The sequence below is a fragment of the Flavobacterium sp. genome (assembly GCF_027482425.1).
GTDB lineage: Bacteria > Bacteroidota > Bacteroidia > Flavobacteriales > Flavobacteriaceae > Flavobacterium.
This window is the reverse complement of the sequence record NZ_JAIXWA010000077.1, coordinates 1-16,960: the sequence shown is the minus strand read 5'-3', so window position 1 is coordinate 16,960 and position 16,960 is coordinate 1. Positions and strand designations below refer to the sequence as shown.

The following is a 16,960-nucleotide window of genomic DNA, read 5'->3' as shown; positions in this document are numbered from 1 at the left end:
CGATTTACAATAATTTTCAAAAAAAATATCAGTTGTTTAAGAAGTCGAAAGCTGCTGTAATTAATTCGTTTTCAACTGTTTCGTGAAGTTTCGTTTTCCCGATTCCCTCCAACAATGCAAACTGAATTTGACCGTATTCATTTTTCTTGTCGTGAATCAAATATTCTCGGATGTAGTGTTGGTCTTCTTCGGTAATGGGAAAGGGGTCGAAAATTGGTTGTAATGTGGTTTTTATTCCCAATAAATCAACCGCTGAAAGGTACCCTTTTTGGTGTGAGATAAAAGCTTCCATGAGCATTCCTAGTGCAATGGCTTCCCCATGTAATAGGGGCGTGTCTGAATTTAAATAATGACTTTCAATTGCATGTCCCAATGTGTGTCCAAAATTGAGTGCTTTGCGAATTCCATTTTCGGTGGGGTCTTGGGAAACGATTTCATTTTTTATGGCAACAGAACGGTGAATTAAAGCGTCTAAATCGGTTAGGTCCAAATTGCTTAAGTGACTCAACTGTGCCCAATAGAGCGCATCGTGAATCAAACCGTGTTTGAACATTTCTGCCAAACCTGATCGCATTTGACGAGCAGGAAGTGTTTGTAAATAGGTACTGTCAATAAGCAGGAGTTTGGGATTATGAATCACACCCACTTGATTTTTGAGCAATCCTAAATCTACGCCATTCTTGCCACCAATAGCGGCATCTACCATGCCCAATAAGGTGGTGGGGACATGAATAAAATCAATTCCCCGTTTGAAAGTAGCCGCTACAAATCCCCCTAAATCGGTGATTACGCCACCGCCAAGATTGATTAATAAAGACTTCCGATCAGCGCCCATCTCAGTGAGTAAGGTCCACAACTCCATACAGGTTTGTATCGTTTTCATCGACTCTCCCGGTTCGATTTCAATAATTTCAACAGGTGCTGTCGTTTCAAGCAGCGATAAAAAGTGGGGAGCACAGTATTCATGGCTGTGAGTATCGGTCAAAACAAATACTGTTGAATATTTTTTTTGGGTAATGTATTGATTCAGCGCGGAATATCCCGCTTCGTTAAATTCAATGGGATACCCATTAGCCATGATTGCTTGCATTATTGTCAATTTTGAGTCCAAAAATACACCATTTTTTGGTTTTTTTTCACCTAGAAATTGATACATTTGTGTACTTTCAAACCACTATGGAGAAGATATTTAACAATACAGAAGTTGCCTTCAGTTTGAAGACCGACACCGAGTTGGATCGGGCTTATTTTTTGTTTAAAATGATTGCCAGCCAACCCTTAGTTCGCATTGGAACAGCGGTTACCAATTTTGCCATCAAAGCGCATTTACCGGTAGAAGGATTGATCCGCGCTACGGTGTTTGACCATTTTTGCGGTGGAACTACTGAAGTCGATTGCCTTTCGGTGGTTGACAAAATGTATACCAAAGGGGTTTCTTCGGTCTTGGATTATTCTGTCGAAGGAAAAGAGGAAGAGGCACAATTTGATGCCGCTTTGAATATGACGTTGAAAACCGTTGATTTCGCCAAAGAACGAAGTGCAATTCCTTTTGCCGTTTTTAAACCTACGGGATTGGGTCGCATAGCCTTGTATGAAAAAGTGGGATTAAAACATCCGCTCACTGAAGCGGAACGTTCCGAATGGAATCGCGTGCAAGAGCGATTTGATATTATTTGTAAAACGGCCTGTGCGAAAGACGTCGCCTTATTGATTGACGCCGAAGAAAGTTGGATGCAAGATGCCGCCGATGCAATCGTTGAAGAAATGATGCGCCGCTACAACCAAAAGAAAGCCATCGTTTTTAATACCTTGCAACTATACCGTTGGGATCGTATGGAGTATTTAAAACAATTGCATGCTAAGGCTGAAAACGATGGGTTTTATATTGGTATGAAGTTGGTGCGTGGCGCCTATATGGAAAAAGAAAACAATCGAGCGCAACAGCACGGGTATCCAACGCCTATTTGTGCCGATAAAGCCGCTACCGATGCCAATTATGATACGGCTGTAGACTACATGATGATACATTTAGACCGAATGGCCATTTTTGCAGGGACGCATAATGAAGAAAGCTCGTATAAATTAATGGCCAGTATGGAACAAAAAGGTATTGCCAAAAATGACCCTCGCATTTGGTTTGGCCAATTGTATGGCATGAGTGACAATATCAGTTACAATCTTGCCAGTCAAGGCTATAATGTGGCGAAATACCTGCCCTTTGGACCCGTACGTGATGTGATGCCTTATCTGATTCGTCGTGCCGAAGAGAATACCTCTGTGGCGGGACAAACGAGTCGCGAATTGAACCTGTTGAAGACCGAACGCGAACGACGAAAATTAGATCGATAAGTGAAGATTTATATAGTATAGCGGTTTTTTAGGCCGCTTTTTTTGTTTTCCAACGGGTTAAAAACGGGGCATTCCCCGATAATGGATACACATAAAAACGGTTGCAAACCTCCCATAATGGTGAGTTTTCTATGGGGTCAATAATCACTCCGATAGTGTTCTTATAATACGAATGAATAAATGTCATTTGATTGCCTTTGCGGTAAATGAAACCCACATGAATGTCGCCAAATCCGATGAAATGAATACCCTCGGGAATTTTTTCAGCTAACATTTTTTTACCTGAATCTGCATCAGAAAATGTCAAGGTGAGGTAAGGGTCTTTTTCACTCAAATAGCGTGCCTCATCTTCGGGACCCAATTGCGCCATTCGGTAACGATTAAGAGTAACCCCTGCATCGCGGAGCACCGTTGCCACAAAGTAGCTACACGCCACCGGTTGCGTTCCGGGTTGCTCGGGATGCCCATCAAATGACCATGGCGTTCCAACCCAATACGGAATGAGGTGATGCACCATAATGGCTGTAAAAACACGAGACGTTTCTTCGTTAGAGAACGCTGCATTAAGAGCATTTTTCAGGTCTTTCACCACCTTCTTTTCTTGGGAATAACTTCTTTGGGAGGGCTTTGTAAAACGCAAGGAAGCTGGTTCTAGTGTCACTTTTTCCAACGTTATAGGTGTTGCAGGTGTATTTTGACAGCTTATCCATAAAGGAAAGCACAAAAGTAAATGTCGGAGTTGCATAATACGTTTTTATTATAACTCCGACATTCTATTTTTATTACATTCTAAAATTAATCGCGAAGATTAATCGATGTTCCTCTTTTTTTAAATCGGCTGTCCAGTTATCGGGGACAGGTGCATCGGCAAATCCCGTAGGGGAAGTTGTGCCCCCTCTTGCAGCAAAATAGGGTACGTTGGATTTACGGTAATTGTATTCTAGTCGAAAAGTAACAAAATCGTTGGGCATCCAGTCAAACGTAGCACTCGTTTGAAATAAACGTAACTTTTCTCCATTAGTCATTGCAATTTCATAGTTATTCGGAGTTGTCGTGGTTTGTGCAGGAGTAAAAGCTAAGTAGCTTCCAGGGTTAGTGACATAATCGGCACGGGTGGTTAAGGCGAGTCGATTGTCATTCCACCAAATGCGATGTGCTAGGGAACTTCCTGCCATAAAGTTAGATTTTCTAGACACGCCTGAGCCATTTTGAAATCCGTAATGGTTGTTCAAACTAAAAGCGGCTTGGGAAATCCCCTGTTTTTTATTTTTAGGACGATAATAGCGATACACTACACTATTATCATGATGAAAACGCACTACATCGGACAGACTGCCATCGGGATTTCGGCTATCTCTACCTAAATAAAAATTGGCTACCAACTGAATATTTTCGTGGGGTCGGTAATAGTTTGAATTCCCAATTCCCGGACTTTTACTCCAACTATTGTAGGTTTGCCAACCGTTGAGCAACCATAATTCGGTTCGGTAGTTTTTGGTGGGGAAATATTGCACGCGAGCGCCTTGAAAGTAAAATGGGGTAAAATCACACACCATACTGCGTTGGTAGCTCCAATTTTCTTGGGTTATGTAGCTTTCTAGTCCGATATAACTCATAAAAATCCCCATTTCAAAATTCAATCCATGATTGATATCAAAGTGATACCCTGCGGCGGCCTCGCGAATAAACTTTAAATTTCCAGTTCCTGTATTCCGACCACGGTTGACCGAACCGTCTGTTTCTTGGATAATATGAAGCATACTTCCGGTTTGTAACCACAATCGACCAATAGTGTTTTTGTAATTGGTTTCCAAACCTATACTTGCCAAAGCAATACTAAATTCGTTGGTGCGACCTGTAACTGCAGAAATCGTTTGTGTATTGTCTTTGGGTTGATTAAAATTGTAATTAAAATACCCATCCAAATAGACGACACCCGTAACAACGGTTTCGCCATTTTTATCTTTCAATTGTAATGGAAAATCGTTTTGTCGGTTTTGACCGTTTATCCAGCGAAGGTTGTAATTTTCAAAAGGGATTTTTGTGGAATCGGTTTGTGCTTGGGCAATCATAGTGAAGCACAAACTTCCTAGAATGTGTTTGATTTTCATAAACAATATAATAAATTAAAAGTAGATATGTATTTGATTTTCAAATAGAAAAACAGAACTAATTTCTTCGTGTTTTATCGTAATGCCTTCCAATTGGAGTAGTTGAATTATTGTAGGTGTAGGCGCAAATGGATCCACTTCATGGAAGTCCCAACGCTCTACAAAATGACGGGTTCCATGATAAAATCCGGTGAAAACGCCACAATAATGTTGGCCGTTGTGCAACTCCAATCGAACTTTCAATTCCTTTAAACCTTCTAGTTGTTCGTATAAGATTCGAGATTTATCCGTTTCCATTATGCTCACGATGAAGTTCAAACGGTGCTGCAGGTTGATATACAAGCGGTACATCCTCTACAATGACATCACTTTTATCCAAACCAAAGGCTTTTTCATCACTAATGCCCAAGTGTTTCATGTAGTAATAACTGTTTAGTAAAATGCCGTCTCGAATTGAAAATTCATTTTCAACCGATAAATATTTTTCAATAACTATAAATTTAAAATCGGGTTCGCTATTGTATTTGGTCGAACCATCGGGACGAATGTGCAGATTGAGTTCCTTACATTCTACCAAATCGTTTACAATTTTCTTAAAAAGCAATTCGGTTTTGGGTTGTATACGGAAACCGATATTGATGTTTACCTTTATGACTTTATCGTCGATAAGCTCAGATACTGTATAGTTCAAGGTATAAGGGTCATTGGTGCGATTGAGATGAAGGAACCAGTAGACATCGGCACGTTTTGGTTTTTTGCTAAAAATTGATTTTATGATTTTTTCCTCAATTTGTGTTCTTCGGTCTGCTTTGGTTAAATACACTAAATGAGTTGCTGTTTTTGGTATAGAGTCATCTTCGCTAAGCTCTTGTAACAATTGAGTATACTGTCCCAATTCGGAGAAACGCGTGTACCGATTGTGAATTTTTCGGGCTTCATACCAAATATACATCACTATGAATATCCCTAGTTCGAAAAATAAAAACATCCAACGCTCTTTGATTTTAGCTACATTAGCGACAAAAAATGAGGTTTCAACAATACTGAACAACGCCAATAAACCAATCACTTGCCAACGTTGCCATTTCAAACGATAATACAGGAAATAACCTAATAAAACGGTAGTCATCATCATTGTAATGGTAATGGAAAAACCATAAGCGGCCTCCATGTGTTCCGAAGAACGGAAATAGAGAATCATCAATACACATCCAAACCACAATACCGTATTGACGGAGGGAATATAAATTTGTCCCTTAAGTTCTGAAGGTTGGCGCACTGCCACACGCGGCCAAAAATTTAAGTTCATCGCTTCATTGATGAGGGTATAACTTCCGCTGATTAAGGCTTGAGAAGCAATTACGGTAGCCATGGTTGCAATGATAATTGAAGGCAGCAAGAACCAATCGGGGACAATTTCATAAAACGGATTTTTTCCATCCAAAAAATCACTCTTTTGATGCATCATCCAAGCCGCTTGTCCCAGATAGTTGACAACCAAACTTATTTTTACAAAAACCCAACTGATGCGAATGTTTTTCAATCCACAATGTCCTAAATCTGAGTATAAGGCTTCAGCACCTGTAGTACATAAGAAAACCGAACCCAACAACCAGAATCCTGCAGGATACTGACTCAGCATTTCATAGGCATAATAAGGATTTAAGGCTTTTAATATCTCTGGATGATACGTGATTTGATGTAAGCCCAATAGGAATAGCATACCAAACCAAACCAACATAACGGGTCCAAAGAAGCGTCCGATGATATGTGTTCCAAAGCGTTGGAAGAAAAAGAGTAAGGAAAGAATAACAATGACAATTCCAATGGTCATTGAATTCCCCGCGACAATGGTGTTTTCAAATCCTTTGACCATACCCAAACCTTCCACCGCCGAAGCTACTGAAATGGGTGGCGTGATAATTCCATCCGCGAGGAGTGTTGTGGCTCCCAAAATAGCAGGTATGACTAGTTTTTTGCCATAGCGTCGTACCAAGGCATAGAGTGAAAAGATGCCTCCTTCGCCATTGTTGTCGGCTTTTAATGTAAGCCAAATGTATTTGATTGATGTTTGTAAGGTGAGTGTCCAAAAAATTGCGGATACACCTCCATAGACTAAAATTTCTTCGATTTTGCGGTCGCCCATGACCGCGCGTAAGGCATAGAGCGGACTCGTTCCGATGTCCCCATAAATAATTCCGAGTGCCACCAAAACGGAGGCTAAAGTAACTTTTTGTGAAAGCGTTTGCTTTGTATTCATGACGATTAACTTTGATGGGACAAAGTTCGGGCGTCATCTATTGGTAAAATCTAAAGAAATAGGAGCGGCGTATAAAGATTATATAAAGAGGAAATGGTTTTAAACTTAATTTATAATTTAAAATTTATAATTTAAAATTTAAAATATTCAAACAAACCGATAGCCCACGCCACTTTCGGTGAGGATATGTTCGGGTTTGTTGGAATTGGATTCGATTTTTTTGCGAAGGGTTCCCACAAATACACGTAAATACTGTGTTTCTGTTTGTGCCCCCACGCCCCAAATTTCTTTTAAAATGAATTGATGGGTGAGTACACGGCCTTCATTTTTGATTAAAAGGGCTAGTAATGTAAATTCTGTAACGGTCAGTTTGATTATTTCCCCAGCTTTTTTTGCTGTATGGGCCGTTAAATCGACTTCTAGTTCGCCCGAAATGTATACAGTTGCACCATTAGTCGATTGCTGACTACGCAGTGCCGAACGAATGCGTGCTTGTAATTCTGCCGTACGAAAGGGTTTGGTCAAATAATCGTTGGCACCTTGGTCTAAGGCTTTGACAACATCCGCTTCTTGGTCTAATGCGGAAATAATAAAAACAGGCTTTTGGTACCATAATCGTAATTCACGCAGTACGTCATGGCCACTTTGATCGGGCAAGCCCAAATCCAACAGAATTAAATCGGGATTGTGGTTGGCCGCCAAAAGAATGCCTTGTTTTCCGTTTTCTGCTAACATTACTTTGTAATCACTGTTCTCTAACGTGATTTCAAGCAAACGCCGAATCTGGGGTTCGTCATCAATGATTAAAATCCTCGCATTATTCATTTTTCAACTGATTCACATAATTGGTTGCTACCGGAATTTGCAAGGTAACTTGTAATCCTCTCGATGGGACTTTACGGTTTTCGGCTTTCACGGCTCCTTGTAAAACCTCAATATAGCCTTTAACTATCGATAAACCCAAACCTGTTCCTCCCGTTTGAGTATGGGACAATCGATAAAATTTTTCAAAAACGGACGTCAAGTGTTCCTCAGGTATACCCGAACCTTCGTCGGTAATTGTGAGTGTTAACTGGTTATTTTCAACCCAAACATCAATCCATACCGCACCCGAAGTATACAGTAAGGCATTTTTTAAAACATTCAATATGATTTGTTCCCACAATCCCGCATCTGTTTGGCATAAAGGAAGATGTTCATTCACATGAAATTCTATACGATTTTGATTGGGGAAATGATTTTGAAGCGCACTTTGTATGATATCATTTACATCACACCATTCCATTTTAGGAGCTAACAAACCCGATTCTAACCGACTTACATTTAAAATGTTATTCACTTGCAAATGCAATTGGTGTCCCGCCGATTCAATTTGCTGTAACAATTCCGACTCTTCCTTTTCTGCTAATTTTGTTTTGAACGATTGCAATGTTTCTGCTGAACCAATAATGGTTGCAATCGGCGTGCGTAATTCATGGGAAAGGGAATTGAAAAAGGTCGAATATAAGATTAGTGTACGTTCTTTCTGGGCTTGCTCTTGGTTTTTTTGCTCCATTCTCCGAATACGACGCATGAACACCACATTCACCATGGCAATGATAAAATACATGGTGAAGAGTAAAATGTCTTCGGGACTGGAAATGTGAAAGGTGAATAAAGGAGGAATAAAAAAGAAATTCCAAACTAAGGCACTCAGTGCAGCCAATACCAAAATAGGAATGATTTCGAAGGTCATGGCCATAATAGAAACGGTCATAAGCAAAAGCAAAGCAACCACGCGATGGCCTAAAACGTCACGAAAAATAAAGCACGGCAAACAAACTAGCATTAAAATAAGTCCCCCAGATACCAGTTGTTTCACCGAATTCGTTTGTTTCATACTGCAAAATTAGCCAGAATAGTGTAAAGAAAATATAAATTAATCATCGATTCATTTGCTCCAAAAACTTTTTTTAGCTACATAGCGTGCAATATGCATTTTCACTTTTTTCTAAGGGTAAAAGTTGAGAAATAGATTCAGTACATAGGAGTTTGATTTGTAATGTAGATTCTACTTCTTTTAAAAACTTTATCAGATGGGCTTTTTCAAAAATGGCCCGCCGCTTTACGATGTTTTTTAAGTTCGAGCTACAAGCCTAAATACACTATAGTATCATGCGGCTAAGCGATGTAACCCGATTTAGATTAGTTGGTTTGCATCGCCTCTCGTATTTGGTCATTGGTTTACAAGTAGAACGAAAAGTCATTAAGTACAATATTTAAACGGCTATATAAGGCTTAAATGCGTAAAAAGGTGCTCAAATTCGCTACATTCAAAGCATTAGAAATCGTCGGTTGCGATGGCTCAATGGTATAAATTCCTGTGGTGAAAGATTCAGGTACTGTGTCATTCCCATTGATGGCCACCAAAAGTGCTTGAAGGTTCCCATTTTTAGCAAACAATCCAACTTTTGCAAATGTTAAAAATAGTTTATCGTTATCGAAATTTAAATTATTAACAAATTCTTTTTTTTTGGACAGTTTTTAGGGATATGTCAATAAAAATCAAAAGATTTTGTTGCATAATCTAATGGGTTTGTTGAATTTTGGGCACAAATTAGGTTCAATGGATACCCAACATTACATCAGTTCGGAGGTTTTGACTTTAGAACAATTGCACGAAATCATTCATCAAGGCAAAAAATTGACTTTATCGGAGGATGCGAAAGTAAACATTCAAAAATGCCGTACGTATTTGGATGAAAAAATGGCGGCGCAAAGTGACCCTATTTACGGGATAAATACCGGATTTGGGTCGTTATGTAATGTCAAAATTTCCAATGACAACTTATCGCAATTGCAAGTGAACTTGATGAAGTCACATGCTTGTGGTACCGGACCCGAAGTTCCTCATGATATTGTCAAATTGATGCTTTTGTTGAAAGTACAATCGTTGAGCTATGGCCATTCGGGTGTGCAATTAGCAACGGTAGAACGCTTGATTGACTTTTATAACCATGATATACTTCCAGTAGTCTACGAACAAGGCTCATTGGGTGCCAGTGGTGATTTAGCACCGTTGGCCCATTTATGTTTACCCTTGATTGGTGAAGGTGAAGTGTATGTGGACGGTTTTCGCCAACCCGCGGTCAAAGTGTTACAAAACAAAGGTTGGGAACCGATTGTGCTTCAGTCTAAAGAAGGTTTGGCATTATTGAACGGGACGCAATTCATGAGTGCATACGGGTGTTATGTGTTGTTAAAAGCGTTGAAACTTTCGTATTTAGCGGATGTGGTTGCTGCCATTTCTTTAGAAGCTTTTGACGGACGTATCGAACCTTTTGATGATTTGATTCATTATGTTCGCCCGCACAAAGGACAGGTGACGACGGCTGAACGCATGCGCGATTTGTTGGAAGGCAGCGAAATCATTGGGCAACCCAAACAACATGTACAAGATCCGTATTCCTTCCGTTGTATTCCTCAAGTCCACGGGGCGAGTAAAGATGCCTTAGACTATGTAAAAAAAGTGTTTAAAACGGAAATCAATTCGGTAACCGATAATCCCAATATCTTCCGCGAAAGTGATAAAATCATCTCAGGGGGGAATTTTCATGGGCAACCCTTGGCCTTAGCGCTGGATTTTATGGGTATAGCCTTAGCCGAAATCGGAAATATCTCTGAACGCCGTACCTATCAATTGATTTCAGGATTACGCGGTTTGCCGGCTTTCTTAGTCAATGATCCCGGACTCAATTCTGGATTTATGATTCCGCAATATACGGCGGCAAGTATCGTGAGTCAGAATAAACAACTGGCCACTCCCGCTTCGGTAGATAGTATTGTGTCGAGCAACGGACAAGAAGACCATGTGAGTATGGGTTCAAATGCCGCAACAAAAGCTTTACGCATTGTTGACAATTTGGAACGTATTTTAGCGATTGAGTTAATGAATGCCTCTCAGGCCATTGAATTCCGTCGTCCTTTACGCAGTAGTGAGTTTTTGGAAAGTTTCATAAAATCCTATCGCGAAGAAGTGCCGCTAGTAGAAGTCGATCGAATTTTGCATTACGATATCGAAAAATCGGTAGCGTTTTTGAGCAGTTTTGTGATTGATATGGAATAGTAGTGCTTACAACGGCTCTTGTTTTTTCCGAAACCAATCGCCTACACGTTGCCAAAGATTCCGAGGCCCGTTGAATTCCTTGCCATCGACCCAAAAATGACTTTTCTCCGTAAGGTGATAGCTTTTTCGTCCGTCGGGATGTTCCGTTTTGGTGCAACTGGTTAACGGAAAACTCAATTCGTGTTCAACACCATTTTTTCTAAATTTTCCTTTAAAATAACCCGATTCTTGAATTGTTAATCCCACAAATTGATAGACCGTTATGTTTCTTTTTTCATCGACAGCTGAAAAATCAGCATCGGTGAGTTCGACTTCCCGGGTATCGACATTTTTATAAAATGAAATTTCGATTTCCAGTTCACGATTATCTTTGTCAATATTGATGCCTCGTTGTCCCCGCAAATAGAAGCAATTCATAAAAGTTTCATAGCAATTCGTTTGGGCATTAAATTGCACGGGAACCGCAGTTTCTTCCCATCTTTTTTCCCCTTTCTCATTCAATACCAAACGCCAAACCTTCATGTCAGGGTCAAATTTTTTGCCTTTGGCCAATGGAAAACAAAAGCGCACCATCGTATTGGCGTTAACGGTTTTAAAGAAGTCTTCATTCGGTTCAAACAAATACATTCCGGCCGTTTTAATCAATCTTTCGTTGCTATCAATGGCAAATACATGGTCGCGAATCATATATTCGCTAGTAAAATAGGCCGCAATGTTTTTGAAATACGGTTCTTCAAAGGCAATCGTATCCATCGTTTCCTCCATCAATCCACAGCCACGAATACGTCGGTGTTCGATAGCTACGCTTCGTTGCTTGGCATTTGAATCAAAAAATGAACAAATACCACCGCCTTTGTAAACTAATTCGAATTCCTCAATCCCTTTCTGACGTAAATAGTCCGCTGCCGAAGTAGCACGTTGTATTGAGAGCCACTGATTGTAGGCAAGCGGTCCTGTTTCATCCGTATACCCTGTAACGTGAAATTCATGTTTTAAACCTATTCCCTTGTTATACGGAAAAAGTGAATCCAATTGCTTTTGGTGCAAAGCGGTGAGTCGAAATTGGTTGGTGTCAAAATAGAGCGTGGTTTCCGATTTTTCAGTTGCGCGTTGTGCCCAAACCGAACCCAAAACAAGGCTATTCAATACCACCCGTAGTAAGAAATTTTTCATGTAGCTATTCGTTTTGTTTGATTATTTTTCCATATCGGGTTTGTTCCCCAATCCTTATTTTTAAGTAATACACTGCATTGGGTAATCCGGTCAGGTTCAATGTGTATTCAGTAGCCGATTCCGTTCGGTAAAAAATTAATTTTCCTGTAGTGTCGAATAAAAAGACTTCGCTTGTGGGCTGGTCCACACGAAGGGTGACCACATCGGTTGTGGGGTTGGGCGCATACGTAAACGTAACGGGCTTATCTTTAGCACTTTGTTCATCCAAAAGTGTGTTTTGTGCAAAGTCTTTTTCCTCTTGATCGCAATGATTTACGGCACTAAATTGCTGTATAATTCGTAGCAACAGTTCATTCAGCATTTCCACTTTACTACTTTCTGCCGAGGGTGTGATGTGATTTTCGCCAATGCCACTGTGGTTGGTCAACGTGAGGTAGGTTCCATTGGTTTCCAAAGCCAAAGCGCGCATCAAATATTCGGTCGATTTGTCGATACCACTAGCGGCTAGAGGAATAATTCGAATGCCTTTTTCGGCTGCTTGTCGCCCCAAGAGATGAAGTTTTTTAATGGTGGCCTCCGAGTAGTGTGGCGGTGCATCCAATACCACAAAAAGGAGTCTTGAAGTCGCATCGTCCTCCCAACTCATCTGGTGAATAGCATGCTCCAAGCCTTCAATGACAGCTTCAGGATAATCCCCGCCGCCACCAGCGCTTTGTTTTTTGATAAATTGTATCACGTTGGGAATCGCAGTCGTAAAATCAAAGTTTTTTACCACATAATCGTCACCTATGTCGCGGTAAAATAAACTACTCATCGCCACAATGGCATCAGGTAGCTGTTGTTTTGTTCTTTCGATGACATCATATAATTCCGATTGTAAATAGTTGATTTCGTCTCCCATAGAGCCCGTAGCATCAATCATAAATCCAATGTTGATTTTGGATTGGTATGTGCATTCGTTTTGAAAGGTATAGCTATTGATGCCGTCGTGAAATTCTTTGGGATTAATACATAATACGGTACCTGATTCATCTGTGATTTGAAGTCCCGTTCCCACGGCACTATCTTCAGTTTCGGGCATTTTCCATAATTCAGCGCTACCCGTGTTGTCGGTGCGGGCCGTCCATAATGTAGTTGCTCCCGATTGCAACCGTACTTTTTTATTTACGATTGGGTACCCTTTTTCATTTTTTAGGACCAATGAATAGCGATGCTTGGGACAGATTTTCCAGTAATTCTTCCATTGATTCAGTTCGTTTTCGGTAAGGCCTTGCCAATAGGTGTAGTGACTAAAGTCGTTGACTTCGGTAGCGGTTAATTGTCCCGCTTTGGGCATTGAAGTACTGCTTGATCCCGAGGTAGAGGGTGCCGCGGGCTTCGTTTCGACCTCAGCAACGGCCACTTTTTTGGGAGCCATTGCCAAATCGGAAATGCTTGAAATTCTTTTTATTTTTGTCGAATGATAGGGCAATACTACCACCTCTTCCAAAGTCACAGAAGCGTCTTCAAGCACCACATTCATAATCGGATGGGTTACTTTTATTTCGACGGGACGGTAACCTAAAAATGAAATGATTAATACGTCACCCATTTTTGCATCGATGCCATAATACCCCTCAATATCAGTATACACGCCCTTGGTTGTTCCTTTAATTTGAACCGTTGCGCCGGGGAGCGAACCCGTGGCGTCAAATACACGTCCAATCACTGGGTTTTTAAACGGATTATCATACCGTTCATGATTGTTGACTTCAATCCGTTGGATTTTTTTGACCCGAGCGTAACGTCGATGACTACGTTGTTTGGCTCGTCGATCGAGGCGATCTTCTTTTAATTGTTGCTTTTTTTCTTGTTTGATGATTTGACGTTCCAATTTTGCAATGGCAATCGTCCAATCGTCTGTATCTTTGGCAATTACCCTGTAGTTTCGATTCGGAGTGATGAGGCGAAGCACATCATTTCTCTTTCCTTTAATCACAAACGTTCCCGTTGTCGAGGTCACCGTGGCGTGATTATTATTTAGATTAATGATTTCGATGCCCGATTTATCTTGCAGTTTGTCGCTTTCAATCGTGCCGCGTAGCGTTTGACACCAGGCAGAAGGCATTACAAAAAGCGCCCATATAAGGCAGCAAAAATAGGAGAGGGAGGTTGGAATTCGTTGCATACATTCGTTTTTTAGTAAAGAGTGTATCGAACACCAAAAGGTTGGAAAGTGCTGTTCTTTTTTGTGGCAGCAACCCAATTAGTCGTACTATTCCATCCCCACCCGCTGTACGCTGTATCCCCGATATTGATCGGGGGATGCCGCTCCCATCGGGGCTGAATCGAAGGGGGTCGTTCTAACTAAAATTCCCGAAACAATACACTTAAAATCCCCAACAAAGCGGGAACACTTTGCACATAAAAAATTCGTTTACTGGCCGTAGCTGCGCCGTACAATCCTGCGATGAACACACAGATTAAGAAAAATAAGGCCACATTTTTACTCCAAATCGGATCCGTAATGGCCAGCGACCACAGTAATCCTGCGGCCAAAAATCCGTTGTAAAGTCCTTGATTGGCAGCCATGACCTTCGTTTTTTCAAACAAATCTTCAGGAAGGCTTTTAAAAACTTTTTTGGCTTGGGTCGTCCAAGCAAACATTTCCAACCATAATATGTAGCCGTGCAACAACGCTATGGCTGCAATAAGGCCTTTTGAAACTATTTCCATTTGAAATTCTTTTCTATTGATTTAATCATTTCTCCCGCAATATCTTTGTTCGTCGCTCCTTCAATGCCCTCCAAACCTGGAGAAGAATTCACTTCCAACAAAAGTGGCCCTTTGGAAGAGCGAATGATGTCCACGCCGGCCACTTTCAAATCCATCGCTTTGGCGGCTTTGATGGCAATGCGTTTTTCTTCGGGAGTCACTTTGACCACAGAGGCGGTTCCCCCCATATGAATATTAGCCCTAAATTCCCCTGGAGCGGCTTCCCGTTGCATGGCGGCTACTACTTTACCATCGACAACAAACAAGCGTAAATCCTTTCCATCGGCTTCTTTGATGAATTCTTGTACCAAGATATTGGCATTCAAACTTTTGAAGGCATTAATTACCGATTCTGCGGCTTTTTTGGTTTCGGCCAAAACCACTCCTTTTCCTTGTGTTCCTTCCAAAAGTTTGACAATCAATGGAGTGCCGCCCACCATTTTTATCAAATCATCGGTATCCAAAGGCGAATTGGCAAAACCTGTAGTTGGGATATCGACGCCGTGGTGGAGTAATAGTTGTAATGAATACAATTTGTCTCGGGATTGGGTGATGGCTTTGGCTGAGTTTAAGCAATACACTTTCATCGCCTCAAATTGCCGGGTGAGCGCACAGCCATAAAAGGTAATGCTGGGACGAATACGCGGAATAATCGCATCGAAATTGTCCAATATTTTACCACCGCGGTAATGAATTTCAGGTTTGACCGCATCGAGTTTCATATAACATTCTTTGATATTCAAAAAATGCATTTCATGGCCCCGCATTTCCCCCGCTTCCATGATACGGCGGTTACTGTAGAGTTCAGGATTACTGGCCAACAAACCAATGCGTAAACCGGTTCGTTGTGCCACCGCTTTTTGGTAAATTTCCTTGAGGTATTCTGTAGTGGGTTCGCCCAACAAGTATTTCTGTTCTGGATCGACCAAAATCCGACCACTCATCGCTTCACGTCCCAATAACATTCGAAATCCCATGGAATCACGATTGGTCAAGGTAACTTCTACCGACCAATACTCGTCACCCAATTGCAAATCGGTCTGGATAACATAGCGCTGTTCGCGATAGCCGCTCGAGCTTTTAACCACCCGTTTGTCGACCACTTTGGCCTCACAATGAATGATTGTTTTTTGATTTTTTTGTATAGGATTGATGTCAAATTTTACCCAAGTTTCGCCCTCTTTTTGAAAAGGCGCAATATTGACCGCATGTAGCGCTGAGGTTTTTGCTCCCGAATCGACGCGCGCTTTTATAGTAGGAAGTCCCAACTGTGGAAACCCACACCATTCTTCCGAACCTAAGATGAGTTTTTGCATGATAAAAAAAATAAACCACGAAGAAACGAAATAAATGATTTCGATTACTCGTGGTTCGTTTTTAAAGTTATGAAATGATTAATTTGTTGTTTCGCCCTTTTTTTGAACGGTTACCGATAATTCTTCGGCTCCTTCTTCAATGTCCATAAAAATCTCGTCGCCTGAATTAATCTTGGCGGTGATGATTTCCTCGGCAAGCGCATCTTCAACATACTTTTGAATGGCTCTTTTCAACGGTCGAGCTCCAAATTGTCTGTCAAAACCTTTGTCAGCAATAAATGCTTTGGCTGTATCGGATAAGGAAAGCGTGTATCCTAAATCGGCAATACGCGCATACAATTTGGACAATTCGATTTCAATAATTTTATCAATATCTTCTTTTTCCAATGAATTAAAGACAATCACGTCATCAATACGATTCAAAAATTCAGGCGCAAAGGTTTTCTTCAATGCATTTTCGATAATACTTTTCGAATGATCATCGGCTTGGGCGACTTTTGCGGCCGTTCCAAATCCAACCCCTTGACCGAAATCCTTCAACTGTCGTGCTCCCACATTGGAAGTCATTATGATGATGGTATTTTTGAAGTCTATTTTTCGTCCCAAACTATCGGTCAAATAGCCATCATCCAAAACCTGTAGCATCATATTGAACACATCGGGGTGTGCTTTTTCAATTTCGTCCAACAGTACTACACAATAGGGTTTACGGCGCACTTTTTCTGTCAACTGACCGCCTTCTTCATAACCCACATAGCCTGGAGGCGCACCAATTAAACGAGAAATGGCAAATTTCTCCATGTACTCGCTCATGTCGATGCGCACTAAGGCATCTTCAGAATCAAACAATTCTTTGGCCAATACTTTTGCCAATTGTGTTTTTCCAACTCCA

15 protein-coding genes are annotated in these 16,960 nt (G+C 40.9%); 2 read left to right on the top strand and 13 right to left on the bottom strand.

From position 1 onward, the window contains the following. Window positions 1-28: 28 nt before the first annotated feature. On the bottom strand, window positions 29-1,090 hold the full coding sequence (gene aroB, locus Q0037_RS11160; protein WP_297518384.1) for a 3-dehydroquinate synthase: 1,062 nt from the start codon (window positions 1,088-1,090) through the stop codon (window positions 29-31). Between the two features lie 86 nt (window positions 1,091-1,176). Between aroB and Q0037_RS11155 the strand changes: the two genes are divergently transcribed. Then, window positions 1,177-2,349, top strand: a complete 1,173-nt coding sequence (locus tag Q0037_RS11155) for a proline dehydrogenase family protein (RefSeq protein ID WP_297518382.1) — start codon at window positions 1,177-1,179, stop codon at window positions 2,347-2,349. Window positions 2,350-2,377: 28 nt separating this feature from the next. Here Q0037_RS11155 and Q0037_RS11150 read toward each other — a convergent pair whose 3' ends face one another. From Q0037_RS11150 to Q0037_RS11120, 7 genes are all read right to left on the bottom strand, one after another. Continuing rightward, window positions 2,378-3,094, bottom strand: a complete 717-nt coding sequence (locus Q0037_RS11150) for a hypothetical protein (protein WP_297518380.1) — start codon at window positions 3,092-3,094, stop codon at window positions 2,378-2,380. A gap of 37 nt (window positions 3,095-3,131) precedes the next feature. After that, on the bottom strand, window positions 3,132-4,460 hold the full coding sequence (locus Q0037_RS11145) for an outer membrane beta-barrel protein (RefSeq protein WP_297518378.1): 1,329 nt from the start codon (window positions 4,458-4,460) through the stop codon (window positions 3,132-3,134). A 15-nt stretch (window positions 4,461-4,475) separates the two neighbouring features. Beyond that, on the bottom strand, window positions 4,476-4,757 hold the full coding sequence (locus Q0037_RS11140) for a hypothetical protein (protein WP_297518376.1): 282 nt from the start codon (window positions 4,755-4,757) through the stop codon (window positions 4,476-4,478). Continuing rightward, the gene (locus tag Q0037_RS11135; RefSeq protein WP_297518374.1) at window positions 4,744-6,720 is read right to left on the bottom strand and encodes a KUP/HAK/KT family potassium transporter; all 1,977 of its coding nucleotides are present in this window, start codon (window positions 6,718-6,720) and stop codon (window positions 4,744-4,746) included. Before Q0037_RS11135 ends, Q0037_RS11140 begins: the two co-directional genes overlap by 14 nt. Window positions 6,721-6,867: 147 nt before the next feature. After that, window positions 6,868-7,545 (bottom strand): response regulator transcription factor, encoded by a 678-nt coding sequence (locus Q0037_RS11130; protein WP_297518372.1) that lies wholly within the window; start codon window positions 7,543-7,545, stop codon window positions 6,868-6,870. Then, window positions 7,538-8,599 carry an ATP-binding protein gene (locus tag Q0037_RS11125; protein ID WP_297518370.1) on the bottom strand — a complete coding sequence of 354 codons (1,062 nt, stop codon included), beginning with the start codon at window positions 8,597-8,599 and terminating at the stop codon, window positions 7,538-7,540. Before Q0037_RS11125 ends, Q0037_RS11130 begins: the two co-directional genes overlap by 8 nt. 398 nt (window positions 8,600-8,997) lie before the next feature. After that, entirely contained in the window at window positions 8,998-9,162 is a 165-nt protein-coding gene (locus tag Q0037_RS11120) for a hypothetical protein (RefSeq protein ID WP_297518368.1), read from the bottom strand. A gap of 163 nt (window positions 9,163-9,325) precedes the next feature. On the opposite strand from Q0037_RS11120, the gene hutH reads away from it, so the two are divergent. After that, window positions 9,326-10,825, top strand: coding sequence for a histidine ammonia-lyase (hutH, locus tag Q0037_RS11115; RefSeq protein WP_297518366.1), 1,500 nt, complete (start codon window positions 9,326-9,328; stop codon window positions 10,823-10,825). 6 nt (window positions 10,826-10,831) lie between these two features. Here hutH and Q0037_RS11110 read toward each other — a convergent pair whose 3' ends face one another. From Q0037_RS11110 to Q0037_RS11090, 5 genes are all read right to left on the bottom strand, one after another. After that, on the bottom strand, window positions 10,832-11,998 hold the full coding sequence (locus Q0037_RS11110) for an OmpA family protein (protein WP_297518364.1): 1,167 nt from the start codon (window positions 11,996-11,998) through the stop codon (window positions 10,832-10,834). Between the two features lie 4 nt (window positions 11,999-12,002). After that, window positions 12,003-14,165, bottom strand: coding sequence for a carboxypeptidase-like regulatory domain-containing protein (locus Q0037_RS11105; protein ID WP_297518362.1), 2,163 nt, complete (start codon window positions 14,163-14,165; stop codon window positions 12,003-12,005). 179 nt (window positions 14,166-14,344) lie between these two features. Beyond that, on the bottom strand, window positions 14,345-14,713 hold the full coding sequence (locus tag Q0037_RS11100) for a DUF1304 domain-containing protein (protein ID WP_297518360.1): 369 nt from the start codon (window positions 14,711-14,713) through the stop codon (window positions 14,345-14,347). Next, a complete protein-coding gene (gene rimK, locus Q0037_RS11095; protein WP_297518357.1) occupies window positions 14,704-16,068 on the bottom strand; it encodes a 30S ribosomal protein S6--L-glutamate ligase in 1,365 nt (454 codons plus the stop codon). The genes Q0037_RS11100 and rimK overlap by 10 nt, the downstream gene beginning before the upstream one ends. Window positions 16,069-16,146: 78 nt before the next feature. Then, a partial coding sequence (locus tag Q0037_RS11090) for an AAA family ATPase (RefSeq protein WP_297518355.1) occupies window positions 16,147-16,960 on the bottom strand: 814 nt, incomplete at its 5' end.

Bases quoted from the DNA above. Each gene is read 5' to 3' on its own strand.
- Q0037_RS11125 (WP_297518370.1), bottom strand. From the start codon at position 8,599: ATGAAACAAACGAATTCGGTGAAACAACTGGTATCTGGGGGACTTATT.
- hutH (WP_297518366.1), top strand. From the start codon at position 9,326: ATGGATACCCAACATTACATCAGTTCGGAGGTTTTGACTTTAGAACAA.
- Q0037_RS11105 (WP_297518362.1), bottom strand. From the start codon at position 14,165: ATGCAACGAATTCCAACCTCCCTCTCCTATTTTTGCTGCCTTATATGG.
- Q0037_RS11135 (WP_297518374.1), bottom strand. From the start codon at position 6,720: ATGAATACAAAGCAAACGCTTTCACAAAAAGTTACTTTAGCCTCCGTT.
- Q0037_RS11145 (WP_297518378.1), bottom strand. From the start codon at position 4,460: ATGAAAATCAAACACATTCTAGGAAGTTTGTGCTTCACTATGATTGCC.
- Q0037_RS11140 (WP_297518376.1), bottom strand. From the start codon at position 4,757: ATGGAAACGGATAAATCTCGAATCTTATACGAACAACTAGAAGGTTTA.
- aroB (WP_297518384.1), bottom strand. From the start codon at position 1,090: ATGCAAGCAATCATGGCTAATGGGTATCCCATTGAATTTAACGAAGCG.
- Q0037_RS11150 (WP_297518380.1), bottom strand. From the start codon at position 3,094: ATGCAACTCCGACATTTACTTTTGTGCTTTCCTTTATGGATAAGCTGT.
- Q0037_RS11110 (WP_297518364.1), bottom strand. From the start codon at position 11,998: ATGAAAAATTTCTTACTACGGGTGGTATTGAATAGCCTTGTTTTGGGT.
- rimK (WP_297518357.1), bottom strand. From the start codon at position 16,068: ATGCAAAAACTCATCTTAGGTTCGGAAGAATGGTGTGGGTTTCCACAG.
- Q0037_RS11130 (WP_297518372.1), bottom strand. From the start codon at position 7,545: ATGAATAATGCGAGGATTTTAATCATTGATGACGAACCCCAGATTCGG.
- Q0037_RS11155 (WP_297518382.1), top strand. From the start codon at position 1,177: ATGGAGAAGATATTTAACAATACAGAAGTTGCCTTCAGTTTGAAGACC.
- Q0037_RS11100 (WP_297518360.1), bottom strand. From the start codon at position 14,713: ATGGAAATAGTTTCAAAAGGCCTTATTGCAGCCATAGCGTTGTTGCAC.